The sequence below is a fragment of the Sphingomonas sp. Tas61C01 genome (assembly GCF_052567495.1).
In genome coordinates this window covers 2,881,212-2,900,705 of the sequence record NZ_CP199583.1, presented here as the reverse complement: position 1 = coordinate 2,900,705, position 19,494 = coordinate 2,881,212, and the positions used below count along the sequence as shown (strand labels likewise).

15 protein-coding genes are annotated in these 19,494 nt (G+C 68.7%); 11 read left to right on the top strand and 4 right to left on the bottom strand.

What is annotated here, in order from left to right; all coding sequences use genetic code 11:
* The first annotated feature begins 38 nt into the window (after positions 1–38).
* The 5 genes from ACT009_RS13620 to atzF are packed head-to-tail and all read left to right on the top strand — an operon-like array spanning position 39 to position 7,282.
* Positions 39–482 carry a CopG family ribbon-helix-helix protein gene (locus ACT009_RS13620; protein ID WP_445194101.1) on the top strand — a complete coding sequence of 148 codons (444 nt, stop codon included), beginning with the start codon at positions 39–41 and terminating at the stop codon, positions 480–482.
* Positions 479–1,300 (top strand): urea amidolyase associated protein UAAP1, encoded by an 822-nt coding sequence (locus ACT009_RS13615; RefSeq protein WP_445191602.1) that lies wholly within the window; start codon positions 479–481, stop codon positions 1,298–1,300. Before ACT009_RS13620 ends, ACT009_RS13615 begins: the two co-directional genes overlap by 4 nt.
* Positions 1,300–1,935, top strand: coding sequence for an urea amidolyase associated protein UAAP2 (locus ACT009_RS13610; RefSeq protein WP_445191601.1), 636 nt, complete (start codon positions 1,300–1,302; stop codon positions 1,933–1,935). Before ACT009_RS13615 ends, ACT009_RS13610 begins: the two co-directional genes overlap by 1 nt.
* Entirely contained in the window at positions 1,932–5,534 is a 3,603-nt protein-coding gene (gene uca, locus ACT009_RS13605; protein ID WP_445191600.1) for an urea carboxylase, read from the top strand. The genes ACT009_RS13610 and uca overlap by 4 nt, the downstream gene beginning before the upstream one ends.
* Positions 5,531–7,282 carry an allophanate hydrolase gene (gene atzF / locus ACT009_RS13600; protein WP_445191599.1) on the top strand — a complete coding sequence of 584 codons (1,752 nt, stop codon included), beginning with the start codon at positions 5,531–5,533 and terminating at the stop codon, positions 7,280–7,282. Before uca ends, atzF begins: the two co-directional genes overlap by 4 nt.
* 132 nt (positions 7,283–7,414) lie before the next feature.
* Here the strand turns inward: atzF and ACT009_RS13595 are convergent, their stop codons facing one another.
* Positions 7,415–8,494: an LLM class flavin-dependent oxidoreductase gene (locus ACT009_RS13595; RefSeq protein WP_445191598.1), complete on the bottom strand. Its 1,080-nt coding sequence runs from the start codon at positions 8,492–8,494 to the stop codon at positions 7,415–7,417.
* Positions 8,491–9,399 carry an aldo/keto reductase gene (locus ACT009_RS13590; RefSeq protein ID WP_445191597.1) on the bottom strand — a complete coding sequence of 303 codons (909 nt, stop codon included), beginning with the start codon at positions 9,397–9,399 and terminating at the stop codon, positions 8,491–8,493. Before ACT009_RS13590 ends, ACT009_RS13595 begins: the two co-directional genes overlap by 4 nt.
* A 35-nt stretch (positions 9,400–9,434) precedes the next feature.
* On the opposite strand from ACT009_RS13590, the gene ACT009_RS13585 reads away from it, so the two are divergent.
* Both ACT009_RS13585 and ACT009_RS13580 read left to right on the top strand, forming a co-directional pair.
* Complete coding sequence (locus tag ACT009_RS13585) at positions 9,435–10,511, top strand: Gfo/Idh/MocA family protein (protein WP_445194100.1); 1,077 nt, start codon at positions 9,435–9,437, stop codon at positions 10,509–10,511.
* Between the two features lie 97 nt (positions 10,512–10,608).
* The gene (locus ACT009_RS13580; protein WP_445191596.1) at positions 10,609–12,921 is read left to right on the top strand and encodes a TonB-dependent receptor; all 2,313 of its coding nucleotides are present in this window, start codon (positions 10,609–10,611) and stop codon (positions 12,919–12,921) included.
* Positions 12,922–12,964: 43 nt separating this feature from the next.
* On the opposite strand, the gene ACT009_RS13575 is transcribed toward ACT009_RS13580, so the two are convergent.
* Positions 12,965–14,203: an MFS transporter gene (locus ACT009_RS13575; protein WP_445191595.1), complete on the bottom strand. Its 1,239-nt coding sequence runs from the start codon at positions 14,201–14,203 to the stop codon at positions 12,965–12,967.
* A 91-nt stretch (positions 14,204–14,294) separates the two neighbouring features.
* On the opposite strand from ACT009_RS13575, the gene ACT009_RS13570 reads away from it, so the two are divergent.
* On the top strand, positions 14,295–15,338 hold the full coding sequence (locus ACT009_RS13570; RefSeq protein ID WP_445191594.1) for a YeiH family protein: 1,044 nt from the start codon (positions 14,295–14,297) through the stop codon (positions 15,336–15,338).
* Here ACT009_RS13570 and ACT009_RS13565 read toward each other — a convergent pair.
* Positions 15,328–16,323 (bottom strand): LacI family DNA-binding transcriptional regulator, encoded by a 996-nt coding sequence (locus tag ACT009_RS13565; RefSeq protein WP_445191593.1) that lies wholly within the window; start codon positions 16,321–16,323, stop codon positions 15,328–15,330. The genes ACT009_RS13570 and ACT009_RS13565 overlap by 11 nt on opposite strands.
* A gap of 207 nt (positions 16,324–16,530) precedes the next feature.
* On the opposite strand from ACT009_RS13565, the gene ACT009_RS13560 reads away from it, so the two are divergent.
* Genes ACT009_RS13560 through ACT009_RS13550 form a run of 3 tightly spaced genes read left to right on the top strand, consistent with a single transcriptional unit; the run spans position 16,531 to position 19,494 of the window.
* Positions 16,531–16,935: a hypothetical protein gene (locus ACT009_RS13560; RefSeq protein ID WP_445191592.1), complete on the top strand. Its 405-nt coding sequence runs from the start codon at positions 16,531–16,533 to the stop codon at positions 16,933–16,935.
* Positions 16,932–17,135 carry a helix-turn-helix transcriptional regulator gene (locus tag ACT009_RS13555; protein ID WP_445191591.1) on the top strand — a complete coding sequence of 68 codons (204 nt, stop codon included), beginning with the start codon at positions 16,932–16,934 and terminating at the stop codon, positions 17,133–17,135. The genes ACT009_RS13560 and ACT009_RS13555 overlap by 4 nt, the downstream gene beginning before the upstream one ends.
* Positions 17,136–17,193: 58 nt before the next feature.
* Positions 17,194–19,494, top strand: a complete 2,301-nt coding sequence (locus ACT009_RS13550; RefSeq protein WP_445191590.1) for a GH92 family glycosyl hydrolase — start codon at positions 17,194–17,196, stop codon at positions 19,492–19,494.

Below are 19,494 nucleotides of genomic sequence, written 5' to 3'. Positions count from 1 at the left end.
TGAAGGACACACTCTCCGCCAGCCTCGCCAGGCTCAGCATGAGCCTGCCGGCCGAGCTTTCCCGGCAGCTCGACATGATGGTCGAGGAACGCGGCCTGCCGTCGCGGTCGCAGCTGATTGCCGAACTGATCCGCAACGAACTCGCCGAACACGGCGCCGCGATGCGACCCGACGACACGCTCGCGGGCACCATCACCTTGGTCTATCGCGGCGACATGGGGCGGGTCCGCCACCAGCTCGCGCAGACCCAGGCCGATTATCTGAAGGAGGTGATCTCCTCCCAGCACGTGTTCCTGGAGGACGATCAGTCGCTCGAAGTGCTGCTGGTCCAGGGCCCCGCGGCGCGGCTGCGCGACCTGTGCGATGCACTGCGCAAGCTGCGCGGCGTGCAGCAGCTCCGGCTCTTCACCACCACCGCGCTGCTCCCGCCCCTCCACGAACAGGGCCGCGACCCCGCGCCCTCGCGGAGCAAGGCGGCATGAGCGCGACGCTCGCCGATCCCGGCGCCGCCCGTGCCCACGCCCGCGCGATGGAAGGCACGATCGTCGATGCGATGCCGATCCTGCCGCCGCGCGCCGGCGATCTGCCCGCAGGCGTCGCCGCCGACGACCTGCTATGGGAGGAGACGATCGCCGCCGGCGGCTATGCCTCGCGAGAGATCGCGCGCGGCACCCGGCTGCGGCTGATCGACCTGCGCGGCGACGCCTGCGCCTCGCTGCTGCTATTCAACGCGCGCAACACCGCCGAACGGCTCAACATCGCCGACACCATCAAGGTGCAATGGGACGCCTATCCCGCCGCGGGCAGCGTCTTGCTGTCGGACATGGGCCGCGCGCTGGCGAGCATCGAGCAGGACGACGCCGCCACCCACGACGCGTTCTGCGGCCCCTCCAGCGCGGCGTCGAACCAGCGCCACTACGGCGAGGGCCGTAATTCCGGCGAACGTCCGAACGCGCGCGACCGGCTACTGCTCGGCGCCGCCAAGCACGGCCTCGGCCGCCGCGACGTGCATCCGTGCATCAACCTGTTCAAGGGCGTCAGGATCGCCGCCGACGGCGCGGTGGTGCCGCAGTTCGGCCCGTTCCCGCCCGGCCGCACGCTGGTGCTGCGCGCGGAGATGGACCTGATCGTCGTCGTGGCCAACTGCCCGCACATCCTCGACGACCGACCGTGGAGCATCACCCCCTTGCGCGTCACCGCCTGGCGGGGGCCGGAGACAGCCGAGGACGACACGATCCGCAACGGGACCGCCGAACGTCGCCGCGCCTTCCTCAACACCGAAGATCTGTATCGCCGCTGATGACCGATGATCCGCATTTCGCCGGCCTCGACGGCCAGATCCTCCACGACGAGATCGTCGCCGCCCGCGCGCCCTGGCGCCACCGCGTCGACGCCGGCCAGACGCTGCGCATCGTCGATCTGGAGGGCAACCAGGCGGTCGATTTCCTCCTCTATGCCGCCGCCGACGACGCCGAACGCTACAGCGCGCAGGACACCATCGCCGCGCAGGCCAACATCTTCCTGCGCGCCGGCAGCGTGCTGCTGTCGAACGAGGGCCGGCCGATGATGACGATCGCGGCCACCGCGGTCGATTATCACGACACCATCGGCGGCGCCTGTTCGTGCGAGTCGAACAGCCTGCGCTACGGCCACCACACCAAGGCCCAGCATAGCTGCGTCGACAATTTCCTCGAAGCCAATCTGCGCGACGGCCGCGGCAAGCGCGACATGGTCTCCAACGTCAACTTCTTCATGAACGTGCCGGTCGAGCCCGACGGCGTGCTCGGGATCGTCGACGGCATCTCGGCGCCCGGCCTCACCGTCGATCTGCGTGCGGAGATGGACGTGATCGTCGTCGTGTCGAACTGCCCGCAGATCAACAATCCCTGCAACGGCTTCGACCCGACGCCAGTGCGCATGATCGTCACCGCATGAGCTTCGGCACCGTCCTGATCGCCAATCGCGGGGCGATCGCCTGCCGGATCATCCGCACCCTGCGGCGGATGGGCATCCGCTCGGTGGCGGTCTTCTCCGACGCCGACGAAGCTTCGCGCCACGTCGCCGAAGCCGATGTCGCGATCCGGATCGGGCCGGGGCCGGCGGGCGAAAGCTACCTCGACACCGCCCGCATCCTCGCCGCCGCACGCGAGACCGGGGCGGACGTGATCCATCCCGGCTACGGCTTCCTGTCGGAGAACGCCGACTTCGCGGAAAGCTGCGAGGCGGCAGGCATCGCCTTCATCGGCCCGACCCCCGACAACATCCGCGCGTTCGGGCTGAAGCACAGCGCCCGCGCTCTCGCCGAGGCCGAAGGCGTGCCGCTCGCCCCCGGCACCGGGCTGCTGAGCGACGCCGAGGCCGCGATCGAGGCGGCGGCGGGGATCGGCTATCCGGTGATGTTGAAGGCGACCGCTGGCGGTGGCGGCATCGGCATGCGCGTGTGCACCGACGAGCGCGCGGTGCGCGAAGGCTTCGCCACCGTCGCGCGGCTCGGCGCGGGCAATTTCGGCGACGCCGGCCTGTTCCTCGAACGCTTCGTGCCTCGCGCCCGCCATGTCGAGGTACAGATCTTCGGCGACGGCACCGGCCGCGTGGTCTCGCTCGGCGAGCGCGACTGCTCGCTCCAGCGCCGCAACCAGAAGGTCGTCGAGGAGGCGCCCGCCCCCGATCTGCCGGCGCCTATCCGCGCCGCACTGGTCGACGCCGCGCTCCGCCTCGGCGCCGCCGCGCGCTACCGGTCGGCGGGGACCGTCGAGTTCCTCTACGACGCCGAACGGCAGGACTGGTTCTTCCTGGAGGTCAACACCCGGCTCCAGGTCGAACATGGCGTGACCGAGGAGGTCACCGGCATCGACCTGGTCGAATGGATGATCCGCGGCGGCGCGGGCGACTATGCCTTTCTCGACACCCCCGTGCCCGCACCACGCGGCTGGGCGATCCAGGCGCGGCTCTACGCCGAGGATCCAGCGGTCGATTTCCGCCCCGCCGCCGGCTCGCTCACCCAGGTGGTCTTCCCCGACGATGCCCGCGTCGAGACCTGGGTCGAGAGCGGCACCAAGGTGTCTCCCTTCTACGACCCGATGATCGCCAAGCTGATCGTCCATGGCGACGATCGCGCCGCCGCGGTGACCGCGATGCAGGCCGCGCTCGACCGCACCCGGCTCGCCGGGATCGAGACCAACCTACGCTGGCTGCGCGACGTCGCGCGGAGCGAGGATTTCGTCTCGGGTGACGTGTCGACCCGGTCGCTCGACCGCGTCGTCCATCGTCCGCGCAGCATCTCGGTCCAGGCGTCGGGCACGCTCACCACGGTGCAGGATTTCCCCGGGCGCGTCGGGCTGTGGGACGTCGGCGTGCCGCCATCGGGGCCGATGGACTCACGATCCTTCCGCCTCGGCAATGCGCTGCTCGGCAACGACGCCGACGCCGCCGGGCTGGAGGTCACCGCCACCGGCCCCACCCTCGCCTTCAACACCGACACCCGGATCTGCCTAACCGGCGCCGACTTCGCCGCGATGCTGGACGGCGACCCCGTCGAGCGCAACCGCCCGATCGCGGTCGCTGCCGGGCAGGTGCTGGCGCTCGGCCGCGTCGGCGGCGGCGGGATGCGCGGCTATGTGCTGTTCGCGGGCGGGCTCGACGTTCCCGCCTATCTCGGCAGCGGCAGCACCTTCGACCTGGGCGAGTTCGGCGGCCATGGCGGGCGGCGGCTGCTGGTCGGCGACACGCTTCACCTCGCGCCGCACCCGCCCGCGGTCATCCCCGGCCGGCGCGCGGTCGACCAGCCCGCGCTCGGCCCCGACTGGACGATCCGCGTGCTCTACGGCCCGCACGGCGCGCCCGACTTCTTCACCCCCGACGATGTCGCGACGATCCTCACCGCCGACTGGCGGGTTCATTACAACAGCAACCGCACCGGCGTCCGCCTGATCGGCCCCAAGCCGCACTGGGCGCGGCAGGACGGCGGTGAGGCGGGGCTGCATCCGTCGAACATCCACGACAATCCCTATGCGATCGGCGCGATCGACTTCACCGGCGACATGCCGATCATCCTCGGCCCCGACGGTCCCTCGCTCGGCGGCTTCGTCTGCCCGTTCGTGGTGATCGCGGCGGACCTGTGGAAGGTCGGGCAATTGTCGCCCGGCGACCGCATCCGCTTCGAGCAGATCGGGCTGGAGGAGGCCGACGCCGCGAGCGTCCACGAGGAAAGCCTGATCGACGGCCGCCCCGCCGCGCCCACCGACGCGCCGGATTCCGCCGCGACCCGCGACGCGATCCTCGCCGAGATTCCTTCCGCCGGCCGCCGCCCGCGGATCATCTATCGCCGCCAGGGCGACCGCAACCTGCTGGTCGAATACGGCCCGATCACGCTCGATCTCGAACTGCGGCTGCGCGTCCACGCCGCGACGGCCGCGCTCGCCGCGCTCGACCTCGCCGGCATCCTCGACATCGTGCCGGGCATTCGCTCCTTCCAGGTCCATTTCGACGGCGTCGGCCTGCGCGAGGCGGCGCTGCTCGACCGACTGATGGCGATCGAGGAGGATCTCGGCGAGCTCGACGATTTCACCATCCCCTCGCGGATCGTCCACCTGCCGCTCAGCTGGAACGACCCCGCGATCCACCAGACGATCGAACGCTACATGGCGGTGGTGCGCGACGATGCCCCCTGGTGCCCCGACAATATCGAATTCATCCGCCGCGCCAACGGCCTCGACAGCGCCGACGACGTCCACCGCACCGTGTTCGACGCGCACTACCTCGTCTACGGCCTGGGCGACGTCTATCTCGGCGCGCCGGTCGCCACCCCGATCGATCCGCGCCACCGGCTGGTCACCACCAAGTACAACCCCGCACGCACCTGGACCCCGCCCAACGTCGTCGGCATCGGCGGCGCCTATATGTGCATCTACGGTATGGAGGGCCCGGGCGGTTACCAGCTGTTCGGCCGCACCATCCAGGTTTGGAAGACCCACCAGCCATCGGGCGCGTTCACCGACGGCAAGCCGTGGCTGCTGCGCTTCTTCGACCAGATCCGCTTCTTCCCGGTCAGCCATGACGAGCTGACCGAATGGCGGCGCGATTTCCCGCTCGGCCGTCGCCACATCGAAATCGAGGAGACCGAGTTCCGGCTCGCCGACTACCGCGCCTTCCTCGCCGACAACGCCGCGTCGATCGAGGCGTTCGAGGATCGCCGCAACGCCGCCTTCGCCGCCGAGCGCGCCGAATGGGAACGCCGCGGCGAATTCGATCGCGTCGCCAGCCTGACCGAGGAAGCCGACGACCAGCCCACCGAGAATCTCGTCCTCCCCGATGGCGCCGAGCTGGTCGAGGCGCCGTTCGGCGGCAGCGTCTGGCAGCTGCTGAAGGCACCCGGCGACACCGTCGCCGCGGGCGAGACGATCGCGATCCTCGAGGCGATGAAGATGGAGTTCCCGGTCGTCAGCCCCGCGGCGGGCACGATCGCCGCGCTCTACGTCGGCGAACGCCAGAGCGTCACGCCCGGCGCGCCGATGCTGGCGCTGGTGCGCGCATGACCGACCTCGCGCCGCTTTCGGTCGCGCAGATCGCAGCGGCGGTACAGTCGGGCAGTCGCTCCGCCGCCGCGGTGATCGACGACGTCATCGATCGCGTAGTCTTCTACGACCGGATTCAGTCCGCGACCTGGACCGCGCGATTCGATCCCGGCACCTTGCGCGCTGCCGCCGCCGAGGTCGACCGCCGTGTCGCGGCCGGAGAGCATCTCCCCCTCGCCGGCGTGCCGTTCGCGGTGAAGGACAATATCGACGTCCTCGGCCTCGATACCACCGCCGCCTGCCCCGCCTTCGCCTATAGGCCGGGTCGCAGCGCCACCGTCGTCGAACGACTGGTCGCCGCGGGCGCGATCCCGATCGGCAAGACCAACCTCGACCAGTTCGCGACCGGCCTGAACGGCACCCGAAGCCCCTATGGCATCCCGCGCAACGTCTATAACCGCGCCTATCTCAGCGGCGGATCGAGCTCCGGATCGGCGGTCGCGGTCGCCGCGGGGCTGGTCGCCTTCTCGCTCGGCACCGACACCGCCGGATCGGGCCGGGTGCCCGCCGCCTTCCAGCATCTGATCGGGTTGAAACCGACCCGCGGTCGATGGAGCAGCCGCGGCCTCGTGCCCGCGTGCCGCACCCTCGACTGCATCACCGCCTTCACCCGCACCGCCGAAGACGCCGCGCTGGTCGACGACATCGCCGCCGGCTTCGACCGCGAGGACAGCCTGTCGCGTGCGATCCTCCCCGCGCCGCGCGACCGCCGCCGCATCGGCATCCCCCGCCCCGACCAGCGACCCTGGTTCGGCGACATCGAATCCGCGCACCTGTACGATCGCGCGTTGGCCGAGCTCGACGCCGAGTTGGTCGAGATCGACATGGCGCCCCTGAACGAAGCCGCGCGGCTGCTCTACGATGGCCCCTGGGTCGCCGAACGCACTACCGCGCTGGTCGATCTGCTCCGTGACGATCCCGACGCGATCCACCCCGTCGTCAGGGAGATCGTCGAACAGGGCACCCGCTACACCGCGGTCGATGCCTTCGCCGCCAGCTACCGACTCGCCGATCTCGCCCGCACGACCGACGAGATGTGGGCGACGATCGACCTGCTCGCGCTGCCGACCGCGCCGACCAGCTACCGCGTCGCCGAGATGCTCGCCGCCCCGGTCGCGCTGAACGCGACGCTCGGCGCCTATACCAATTTCGTCAACCTGCTCGACATGGCGGCGATCGCGGTGCCGACCGGCCGCTACCAGAGCGACGTCGGCTTCGGCATCACGCTGATGGGGCCGGCCGGCAGCGACCGCAGCCTGATCGATGCCGCGATCGGCTTATTTCCCGCGCCGGCATCCCCGCCGCCGCTCGACCTGGAGGGACGCATGGACACCGTAAAGCTCGCCGTCGTCGGCGCGCATCTGAAGGACATGCCGCTGCATTGGCAGCTCACGTCCCGCGACGCGCGCTTCGTCGTGGAGACGACCACCGCGCCCACCTACCGCCTCTATGCGATGGCCGACAGCGTCCCGCCCAAGCCCGCGCTGATCCACAGCGCCGACGGCGCCGGGATCGCGGTCGAGGTCTACGAACTCGACATGGCCGCGTTCGGCAGCTTCGTCGCCGACGTCCCGCCGCCGCTCGCGATCGGCACCGTAACGCTCGCGGACGGCAGCCAGGTGAAGGGGTTCGTCGCCGAACCCCGTGCGATCGTTGGCGCGGAGGACATCACCGACCTCGGAGGCTGGCGACGCTTTGTCCAGCGGTGATGCAATCCTCCCCTGCAAGGGGAGGTGGCTGGCGTCAGCCAGACGGAGGGGTGACGCCCCATCCGGACAGCGGGTCACCCCTCCGACAGCCTTGCGGCTGCCACCGCCCCTTGCAGGGGAGGAACTGCGGCCTCACCGCGCCAACGGCGCATGCTCGATGTTCGGCAGCACGTGCCGCGCGAAAAGGTCCGCCTCGGCGGCGTGCGGATAGCCCGAGAGGATGAACGCCTCGATCCCCATGTCCTGGTACATCCGCAGCTTGGCGAGCACCTGATCCGGATCGCCGACGATCGCGGCGCCGCAGCCCGATCGCGCCCGCCCGACCCCGGTCCAGAGATTCTCCTCGGCATAGCCGTCGTCCGACGCGTTTTCACGCAGCGCCGCCTGTGCCGCGACCCCCGCCGAGGTGGAGTCCAGCGACTTGGCGCGGATCGCCGCGCCCTGGTCGGCGTCGAGCTTGGACAGCAGTCGATCGGCATAGGTCCGTGCCTCCGCCTCGGTATCGCGGACGATGACGTGCGCGCGGTAGCCGAAGCGGATCGTGCGGCCATGCCGCGCCGCCCGATCGCGCATGTCGGCGATGATCGCGGCGACCGTCTCCTTCTTGTCTGGCCACATCAGGAACACGTCGCACGCCTTGGCGGCGACCTCACGCGCGTCGGGGGAGAGGCCACCGAAATACAGCAGCGGCGCCTTGCCCGACACCATGCCGACCCGCGGCGGATCGACCTTCAGCTTCCAGAATTCGCCGTCATGATCGATCGCCTCGCCGTTCAGCAGCGTCTTCAGGATCTGCATCGCCTCCAGCGTCCGCGCATAGCGTGGCGCCGATCCCAGCGTCTCGCCCGGCATGTCCGACGAGATGATGTTGACGGTCAGCCGCCCGCCGAGCATCCGGTCGATCGTCGCGATCTGCCGCGCCAGCTGCGGCGGCCACGTCTCGCCGATCCGCACCGCCATCAGCAGCGCCATGCGCCGCAGCATCGGCGCGATCGCCGCGGCGAAGGCGGTGGTGTCGATCCCCAGTGCATAGCCCGACGGCAACAGGATGTTGTCGAAGCCGCCCGTCTCGGCCTGCATGACGATGTCGCGGCAATGCTCCCAGCTCGATCTGAGCTGCGCGTCGGGCACCCCGAGGAATTCGTAATCGTCGTCGCACAAGGCCGAGAACCAGCTGATCTCGCAGGTCCGGTCGGTCACCCTGTCGGTCATGGCAGCTTCTCCCCCCGCGACGCGACCAGCACGTCGTACCAATCCTGCCGGCTCCAGCGGACGCGGTAGACCTCGGCCAGCTCGGCGATCCGTGCGGCGTTCTGGGTGCCGACGATCGGGATCGCGCGCGCCGGATGCGCCATGATCCAGCTATACGCGGCGGCGGTGCGGCCGACCCCGGATTTGGCCGCGACCACGTCCAGCGCGGCGGCGACCGCGCGCTCGCGATCGGTCGTCGGCGCCGCAATCCGCCCGCCGCCGAGTGGCGACCAGGCGAGGATCGCAGTGTCGCTCGCCATCGCCGCATCGAACAGCCCGTCGGTCATCGGCGCGGTGCACAACGGCGAGAATTCCGGCTGCTGGGTGGCGAGCGGCGTCGAGAGGATCGCCGCCAGCGCGCGGCTCTGCGCGGTCGTATGGTTCGACACCCCGATCGCGCGGACCTTGCCTGACGCGATCATCTCCTCCAGCGTCCGCGCCACCTCCTGCGGATGCGCGAGAATATCGGGCCGGTGGATCTGGTAGAGGTCGACCTGCTCGACCCGCAACCGCCCCAGCGACGCGTCGAGCGCGCGCATCAGATAGTCGCGCCCTGAATCATAGGGTACCGGCGGTGTGATCCCACCCTTGGTCGCGAGCACCATCCGCTCGCGCAGCCCGGGTGCCTCGGCGAACACCTCGCCCAGCAGCGCCTCGGCATCCCCGAACCCGCCGCTGCCGTCGAAGCCGTAGATGTCGGCGGTATCGAACAGCGTGATCCCCGCTTCGAACACCGCCTCGACGAGCGCGCGACCCTGCCGCGCCTCCACTCCGGCGAAGCGCCACATCCCCCAGGCGATCGGGCCGACGGTGATTCCGCTCTTGCCGAGCGGGCGCGGATCAGGTGTAAGTGCAATTTCAGACATCGTTGTCATCTTAAGGGCAAAGCGTGGCGGAGCAAGTGCGATACGGCCTGGTCGGAACCGGCATGATGGGGGTGGAGCATCTCGCCAACCTCGCGATCACGCCCGGCGCGGTGGTCACCGCGATCGCCGATCCGGTCACCGGCTCGATCGATCGGGCACGCGCGGCGCTCGGCGAGCGCGCCGCGCCGGTTGCCGTCTTCGCCGATGCGGCGGACCTTGCAGCGAGCGGACTGGTCGACGCGGTGATCGTCGCCAGCCCCAATCACACCCACCGCGCGGTGCTGGGGCCGCTGTTCGACGCTGGGCTCCACATCCTCTGCGAAAAGCCGCTGGCGACGACGATCGACGATGCTCGCTGGATCGTCGATCGCGCCGCGGCGTCGCCGGGCATCTTCTGGACCGCGATGGAATATCGCTACATGCCGCCCGCGGCGCGGTTCATCGCGCAGGTCCATGACGGATCGATCGGCACGCTGCGGATGCTCTCGATCCGCGAACACCGCTTCCCGTTCCTCGAAAAGGTCGGCGACTGGAACCGCTTCGCGCGCAACACCGGCGGCACGATGGTCGAGAAATGTTGCCACTTCTTCGATCTGATGCGGCTGATCACGCGCAGCGAGCCGGTGCGCGTCCATTGTTCCGGCGCGATGGACGTGAATCACGTGGACGAAACCTATGACGGCGCGCGACCCGACATCATCGACAACAGCTACACGACGATCGATTTCGCCAACGGCGTGCGGGCGATGCTCGATCTCTCGATGTTCGCCGACGGTGCCGAGAACCAGGAGGAGATCACCGCGGTCGGCGACGCTGCCCGGCTCGACGTGCTGATTCCCGAAGGCGCGATCGTCCGCAGCCCGCGGGTCGGCTTCCGCCAGCCCAAGCAGGTCACCCGCGAGGTGATCGAGGTGGACCCCGCGGCGCTCGATGCGGGCAGCCACCACGGCTCGACCTTCTACGAACATCAGCGCTTCATCGCCGCCGTGCGCGGCGAAGGTGCGGTCGAAGTCACCGCGCATGACGGGCTGATGGCAGTCGCGATCGGCACCGCAGCGGAGATCAGCGCCCGCGAACACCGCGTCGTGGAGATGGCCGAACTGGGTTTCTGAGCGAAGCGGGGCTTTCCCGCGACCAAGACGAACGACCCGTGCACATGCGGGAGAAAACAATATCCACCGTCAGCGTGGGAATTAGGGGAGATGGACGATGATCAAGGCAATCTGGCTGGCCGGCGCCGCGACGCTGGCGCTCTGGGCACCCGCCGCAGCCGCGCAGGACACCACCACCGCGGGCGTGGCTGCCGCCGCACCGGCACAGGCCGATGACGCCGCCACCAGCGACGATGCCGACCAGCCCGGCGACATCATCGTCACCGCGCAGAAGCGCTCCGAACGGCTGCAGGACGTGCCGGTCGCGATCTCGGTGATCTCGGGCGACGCGATCGCGCTGAAGGGCGGGGTCAATCTGGAGAGCGCGCAATACCTCGTGCCCACGCTCAACTTCCGCAAATCGGGCACCGCGATCAACCAGTCGCTGTTCCTGCGCGGGGTCGGCACCTCGACCTTCTCGATCGCGGGCGAACCGTCGATCTCGACGGTGGTCGACGGCGTCGTCTACAGCCGTGCGGGCGAGGCGTTCAGCGACCTCATCGACATCGACCGGATCGAGGTGCTGCGCGGGCCGCAGGGCACCTTGTTCGGCAAGAACACCAGTGCGGGCGTGATCAATATCGTCACCAAGCGCCCGGGTAGCGACTTCGGTGGCTTCGTCGAGGGCGGGTACTACACCAACGGCAACGAATACCGCGTGCGTGGTGCAGTGGACGTTCCGCTGGGCGAGTTGGTGAAGAGCCGCATTACCGGCTTCTACAGCAACTATGACGGTAACATCCGCAACATCGCCAAGGGCAACACGCGGGTGAATGGCTACGAACATTACGGCGTTCGCGGGCTGATCGTCGCCGATCCTACTCCCAATCTGACGCTCACGTTGATCGCTGACTATCGCAAGAGCGACGACGATTGCTGCGCCGAGGTGATCGGCACCCGCCCGACCAACCTTACCGCAACGGTGCTGCCCGACATCGCCGGTGACAAGTCCCGCACCGTCAACCAGGATCTGGTCACGTCCACCACCGAGAAGAGCTGGGGCACCTCGCTCCAGGCCGATTGGACGCTGGGCACCCAGACCGTCACCTATATCGGCTCCTACCGCGAGTACGACAATACCGAGGTTCGCGATGGCGACTGGCTGCCCCAGGCCTATGTCGGGTTCAACCAGCTCCACGACGTCGGGCCGCAGGTATCGAACACCTTCACCCAGGAAATCCGGCTTACCTCGCCCGCGCAGCAATTCTTCAGCTACGTGCTCGGCGCTTATTACTCGCGCGCCTATACCGAGCGGACCTTCACCCGCAACGACGTGGTCTGCACCGCGGCGCCGACGCCCACCGTGCTGACGCCGTGCGGCACTCCCGGCACGGTGACGACGCGGCCGAGCGGGGTCGCTAATTTCGGCTCGACCTTCAAGAATTTCGCGCTGTTCGGGCAGGGCACGGTCAACCTCACCGACAGCCTGCGGCTGATCGGCGGGATCCGCTACACCACCGACCAGCTCGACGTGTTCCACCAGCGCGTCACGACGCTCGCCGGGCCGGGGATCAACCCCAGCTTCGGGCCGTTCACGGGCAAGACCACCAACGACAATTGGTCTGGCAAGGGCGGCTTCCAGTACGACATCGTACCGCAATCGACCTTCTACGCCACTTATGCGCGCGGCTATAAGGGCCCGGCATTCAACGTCTTCTACAATCTGACTGCGACCGGCACCAACGTCGTCGAGCCGGAAACCGCCGACAGCTACGAGGCGGGACTGAAGAACACGCTGTTCGACGGTAAGCTAACGATCAACGTCGCCGCCTATTATGCCAAGTACAACAACTTCCAGGCGAACAACCCCGACATCGTCGCCGGCGTGCTGGTCACGCGCTTCACCAATGCCGGCCGGATCTCGACCCGCGGCGGGGAACTCGACCTGCTGTTCCGTCCGGTCCGCGACGTCAGCATTTCGGGCGGCGTCGCCTACACCGACGCACATATCGATCAGTTCAAGGTGCCGACCAACGGCGTCACCACCGGGGTGATCGCCTCGGGAACGCCGCTCGCCTACGCGCCCAAGTGGAAGGGATCACTCGGCGCCGATTATCGCCTGCGCACCGGTGGCCCGGTCGACTTTACTATCGGCGCGCAGGGTTCGTACCAGTCGAAGCAGATCTCTCAGCTCGACGCTAATCCCGCGGTCCGCGCGGCGACGACGATCAAGGCCTATGGGCTGGTCGATCTCACGGCCGGCATTGCCGATCCGACCGACAAGTTCCGGCTGTTGTTCCAGGTCAAGAACCTGTTCGACACCAGCTTCGCCTCCGCGATCACCAGCGGCGGGCCGGGCGGCAGCTACCGCTACCTGATCCCGCGCGACGCCGACCGCTATTACGGCGTGACCGCGCGGATAGGCTTCTGACCCGCGTCCTCCCCTTGCAGGCCCTTGTGGGGGGAGGACGTCATCAATGCCCCATCGCGACCACGTCGCTGCCGTCGCGCTCGATCGGCTCGATCCGCCCCAGCAGCAGCTGGATCGCGCCCAACGCCACCAGATACGAACACGCGCAGATCGCCAGCATCGGCGCGTAGCCTAGCCCATGGCCGAGCGACCAGGCCGAGAACTGGATCATCCCGATCGACCCCATGTTGCCGCAGAACGCCGCAATCCCGATAGTCGAGCCAACGTTGCGCGCGGGCACGATGTCGGTGGTCAGCGCGAAGACGTTGGTCGAGAACCCCTGGTGCGCGAACAGCCCCAGTCCCAGGATCAGCGCCGCGGTCCAAGGGCTCGCGACGTACATCACCAGCGGGATCGGCAGGATCAGCAGGGCATAGACCAGCATCGCGGTCTTTCGCGCGCGATTCACGCTCCAGCCGCCCGCCATCAGCCGCTGCGGGATGTACCCGCCGGTCAGCGCCCCGCACGCCGCGAACGCATAGACCAGCGCCACCGGCAGCCCGAGCGTCCCCTGCTTCATCCCGAACAGTCGGTGGAACAGATCGGGTAGCCACAGCAGCATGAAGAACCATACCTGGTCCGACAGCACCTTCGCGATCGCGATCGTCAGCGTCTCGCGGCTGCGCAGCACGGTCAGCCACGACACCCGGACCGGCGCCACCGCGTCCTCGGCGACCGGGGCGATGCGCAGCGCGAACCACACCGCAACCCAGACGAGCCCTGCGCCGCCCGCGACCAGGAACGCCGCCTGCCAGCCGAACGCGACCGCGAGCGCGGGGATGAACAACGGCGTCACCACTGCGCCGACATTGGGCGCGGTGTTGCCGATGCCGAGCGCCATCTGCCGGTCGTGCCGTTCGAAATAGGTCGCCGCGGTCTTCACCGCCGCGGGCGTGCCCACCGATTCGCCCACCCCGAGCACCACCCGCGCCGCGATGAACCCCGTCACCCCGCTGGCGAACGCATGCGCCATGCCCGCCAGGCTCCACACCGCTACGCCGAGCGCGAAGCCCAGGCGCAAACCGACCCGGTCGATGAACCAGCCGGTGCCGAGGAACGCCACCGCGGTCGCGAACTGGAACGCGGTGCCCATGTTGGCATAATCCTGGTCGGTCCAGGCGAACTCGGTCTCCAGCGTCGGCTTCAGCAGTGCTAGGATCTGGCGATCGACGTAGTTGAGCATGATCGCGAAAAAGACCATCGCGACGATCACCCAGCGTCTGCGGTCGACCGTCATTGCCATGCCTGCTCCCCCGATACCGTCGTTGCTGATAACGCTGTCATAGATTGCCCGGCCGGGATAGTCCGGCGCTATCGTAGATCAGGGATTTGGAATGCGCGCCACTACCCGCCCGCTGCCGATGGCCGCCGACCTCTACGGCGATATCGAGCCGACGCCGAAGGCGCGGTTCCAGGATTATCTGCCGGGGCTGACGATCGTGGTGCTGGGGACGCTGGCGGCGGGGTTCATCTCCGATCACTACGGCGCGCCGCTGACGTTGATGGCGCTGCTGATCGGGCTCGCGCTCAACTTCCTCTCGGCGGACGCGCGGCTGACCCCGGGGCTGGCGTTCGCGTCGCGATCGCTGCTGCGCTGGGGAATTGTGCTGGTCGGGGTGCGGATCACCTTCGGGCAGATCCTGGCGCTCGGCCCGGTCGCACTCGCCTGCGTGATCGTGACGATCGCCGCGACGATTGGCATCGGCATCCTCGCCGCGAGACGTCTGGGCTTCGACACCGCCTTCGGTGCGCTGGCGGGCGGCGCGGTGGCGATCTGCGGCGCGTCGGCGACGATGGCGCTCGCGACCACACTCGGTGAACGCCGCGTCGGCCAGGCCCAGCTGACCCTGGTGCTCGTCGGCATCTCGGCGATGAGCGCCTGTGCGATGGTGGTCTACCCGATCATCGCGCACGCGCTGTCGCTCGGCGATCTGCGCGCGGGCTTCATGCTCGGCGCCTCGATCCACGACGTCGCCCAGGCGCTCGGCGCTGGCTATTCCTATTCGGATGCGGCGGGGCAGATCGCGACGATCGTCAAGCTTACCCGCGTCGCGATGCTCGCACCGGTGCTCGCGATCGTCGCGATGTTCCTGCCGCGCGGCGACGGCACCGCGCGCGGTGTGATGCTGCCCTGGTTCGTAGTCGGGTTCTTCGTGCTCGCCGGCGTCAACTCGACCGGCGTGATCCCGACCGCGGTAACCCATCTCGCGCAACAGGCCGCGACCGGGCTGCTCGCCGCGGCGGTCACCGCGACCGCGATCCGCTCGCCGCTCGGTCAGTTGCTGGAGGCCGGCCCGCGGCCGCTGGCGGTGATCTTCATCGCGACGATCGCCGCGTTGCTGCTGTCGCTCGCCGCGGCGCTGCTGATCATCGGCTGAGCGGCGCGGTCGACGCGCGCACGATCAGCTCGAACGCGCATTCGCGGTATTCGGGCTGCTCGCTCGCGGTCAGCAGCAGGTCCGCGGCGTTCCACGCCAGCGACCGCGTCGGCTGGCGGATCGTGGTGAGCGGCGGCCAGACATAGCCCGCCAGCGCATCGTCGCCGAACCCAGCGACCGAGCAATCCCGCGGTAGGCTGAGCCCCAGCCCGTGCGCCGCCGCGAGCACCCCTGCCGCCATGTCGTCGCTGCACGCGAAGATCGCGGTCGGCGGCTCGGCCAGCGCCAGCAGCGCCGCCCCGGCCCGCGCGCCCGAGGCGAAGTCGTAATCGCCGCGCACCTCCAGCGCGGGATCGTGCGCCACCCCCGCCGCCGCCAGCGCATCGCGATAGCCCTGCGCGCGCTGGACGCTGGTGGCGTAGTCGGGATGGCCGGCGACCAGCCCGATCCGGCGATGGCCGAGCCTCAGCAGGTGATCGGTGATCACCCGCGACGCGCCGCGATTGTCGATGAACACCGACGACGAATCGGGCAGCTGTGCGCCCGGCGACACTCGGACGAACCGCACCGATCGCCGCGCCAGCAGGTCGAGCACCGCCGCGCGATCGGTGATCGGCGGGGTCAGGATCAACCCGTCGATCGCGGTCGCGTCGATCAGTCCCTCCAGATCGTCGAGCAGCCGTTCGGACCCGCGATCATAGGGCTGCGCGATCATCCGCACCCCGTCGGGCTCGCAACGATCGCGGATGCCCGATTGCATTTCGTAGACATAATGCGGGCTGGGATTGTCGCACACCAACGCGATCTGGAAGCTGCGCTTGCCTCCCAGGGTCCGCGCCGCGACGCTCGGCCGGAACTTCAACGCCGCGACCGCCGCCTCCACCCGCACCCGCGTGGCCTCCCCGACATAGCGCTCCTTGTTGAGCACCCGCGACACCGTCTTGATTGACACTCCCGCCTCGCGCGCGACGTCCTTGATCGTCATCCGCACGCATTCGTCTCCACGCCCGCCCCGCCGCGGCCCCCGTCCCAGATCACCATGCGCCCGCGTTCTTCCGATGAGCCTCGATCCGCCACCCTAGGCCACAACCCCGATGCGTCAACGAACGAGACGCTAAATATGTAAAAGACACTTGACGTAAAGCTCGCTTTCCATGACAAGCTTCCTTCACATCAATCCAAGGAGTCTTCCATGCGCTTCTCCCCTGCCCAGCGGCGGTACAATCGTCGCGTCCTGGTTCTCTCGATCGCCTATGTAGCGTTGCTGCTGCCCGCGGTGTTCCTGCTGTCGCGGCACTTGGTCGCCGGGCCGCTCGCCTATGTGCTTGGGGTGTTGCCGGCGCTCCCGGTCTCAGGCTTCTTCGTGGCGTTCGGCATCTATCTGGTCGACGAGCAGGACGAGTATCTGCGTCTGCTGGTGGTCCGCCAGTCGTTGATCGCGACGGGGATCGCGATGACCGCCGCGACGATCTGGGGGTTCCTGGAAGGGTTCGATCTCGTCCCCCACATCGTCAGCTATGCCTGGCCGATCATCTGGTGCGCGGGGCTGGGTTTCGGCGCCTGTCTGCACCGGCTATTCGATCGCCGCCCGGCATGAGGAGCCATCTCCGCGCGCTCCGGACCGAACGGGGGTGGAGCCAGCAGCAGCTCGGCGACATGCTCGAGGTCAGCCGCCAGAGCGTCAACGCGATCGAGACGGGGCGTTACGATCCCTCGCTGCCGCTCGCCTTCCGTATCGCGGAGCTGTTCGGCCTCGCGATCGAGCAGGTCTTCATCAGCCCCTCGGCCGCGGACTGACCGTTCCGATACGTCGTGCGGGTTGAGCAGGGCGGCCCGTACCGCTTATGCCTGCACAATGTTCGCTACCCTGCTCCTCGCCCTTGCCGCACCGACGCAAGCCGCTCCCGCGCCGATCGATACCGTCGATCCGATGATCGGCACGGGTGGCGAGGGACATACCTTTCCGGGCGCGACCGCCCCGTTCGGGATGGTCCAGCTGTCGCCCGACACCGATACCGGCTGCGAGATCCGCGCCTGCTATTCGCACGCTGCGGGATACCGGTACGAGGATCCGACGATCCAGGGCTTCAGCCACACGCATTTCTCGGGCGCGGGGCATTCCGATCTCGGCGACCTGCTGGTGATGCCGCAATCGGGCGACGCGGTGCGGATGGATCCGGGCGACCCGAAGCGGCCGGGCAGCGGCTATCGATCGCGCTTCGATCACCGACAGGAGACCGCGCGACCGGGCTATTACGCGGTGACGTTGCTCGACGGCGGCGTCCGCGCCGAGCTGACCGCGGGCACCCGGATCGGGGTGCATCGCTACACCTTTCCGCGCGGCAAGGGGGCGCATCTCGTCATCGATCTGCGCTCGTCGCTCTACGACTATCCCGGCAAGATCCTCTGGTCCGGGCTGCACCTGCACGCCGACGGCACCCTCACCGGGTTCCGCGAGACACGTGGCTGGGCACCCGGGCGCAAGCTGTTCTTCGCGATGCGCTTCTCGGCGCCGCTGACCGGCCACGGCTTCGTCGATCGCGATCCTGCGGTGACCTACAAGGGCTTTCAGGGGCCCGGCCGCGGCAGCGACGCGCTCGCCGAGAAGCTCGGTCGCGCGCTCGAGGCGCGGCTCGATTTCGGCACGCTCGCCGCGCCGCTGGAGGTGGCCGTCGCGCTGTCCGGCGTCGACGAAGCCGGCGCGGTCGCCAATCTCGATGCCGAGCGCGGTGGCTTCGATGCAGTGAAGGCGCGCACCGCTGCCGCCTGGACCACTGCGCTTGCCGCGGTCGAGATCGACGCCCCCGCGCCGATCCGCACCAGCGTCTACACCGCGCTCTACCACAGCCTGCTCGCGCCGAGCGTCTGGAGCGACGCCGACGGACGCTACCGCGGGCCCGACGATCAGGTCCACACCGCCACCGGCTTCACCTTCCGCTCGACCTTCTCGCTCTGGGATACGTTCCGGGCCGAACATCCGCTGCTGACTCTGGTCCAGCCTGCGGCGATCACCACCGACGTCGTCAGGTCGCTGATCGAAAGCCGGCGCAACAGCCCCGACGGCATCCTGCCGGTGTGGCAATTCGCGGGGCGCGAGACCTGGACGATGATCGGCTATCACGCGGTGCCGGTGATCGCCGATGCGTATCTGAAGGAGATTGGCGGATTCGACGCCGACGCCGCGCTCGATGCGATGGTCGCGAGCGCCTCCTACGCGCCCTATGGCGGGCTCGGCGATTATATGGCGCGCGGCTACGTCCCGATCGACAAGGAGCCGGAGGCCGCATCGAAAACCGTTGAATATGCCTATGACGACTGGACGATCGCGCGGATGGCCCGCGCGATGGGCCGCACCGCGATCGCCGACCGGTTCGAGAAGCGGTCGCGCAACTGGCGCAACAGCTTCGACGCGAAGACCGGCTGGCTCCGCGCCCGTCTGTCGACCGGCGCGTTCCGCACCCCGTTCGATCCAACCGCGATCAACTACGGCTCCGATTATACCGAAGGTAATGCGTGGCAATATAGCTGGTTCATGCCGCACGACGAGGCCGGGCTGATCCGCCTGCTCGGCGGCGACGCCAAGGCGATCGCCAAGCTCGATGCGATGTTCGACTACGACAACAGCAAGCTCGACTACAGCCACGCCGAGGACATCGCCGGGCTGATCGGCCAGTATATCCACGGCAACGAACCGAGCCACCACGTCGCCTATCTCTATGCCTATGCCGGCGCACCCTGGCGTACCCAGGATCGGCTGTCGCAGATCGTCGCGTCGCAGTACAAGCCGACCCCGGACGGGCTGTCGGGCAACGACGATCTCGGCCAGATGTCGGCGTGGCTGGTGTTCACCGCGCTCGGTTTCTATCCGGTCGCCCCGGGATCGAACGAATATGTCATCGGCCGCCCGTTCGTCGATCGCGCGGTACTGGCGCTGCCGGGGGGCAAGCGCTTCGCGATCGTAGCCGACGGGCTCTCCGCCACCAACCGCTATGTCGCCGCGGTCACCCTGAACGGTGCGCCGCTCGATCGCAGCTACCTGCGCGATGCCGAGATCCGCGCCGGCGGCGAGCTGCGCTTCACGATGGCCGCGACGCCCGACAAGCGCCGCGGCACTGCGCGCACCGCGCGGCCCTTCTCGATGAGCGGCGGGAACTGA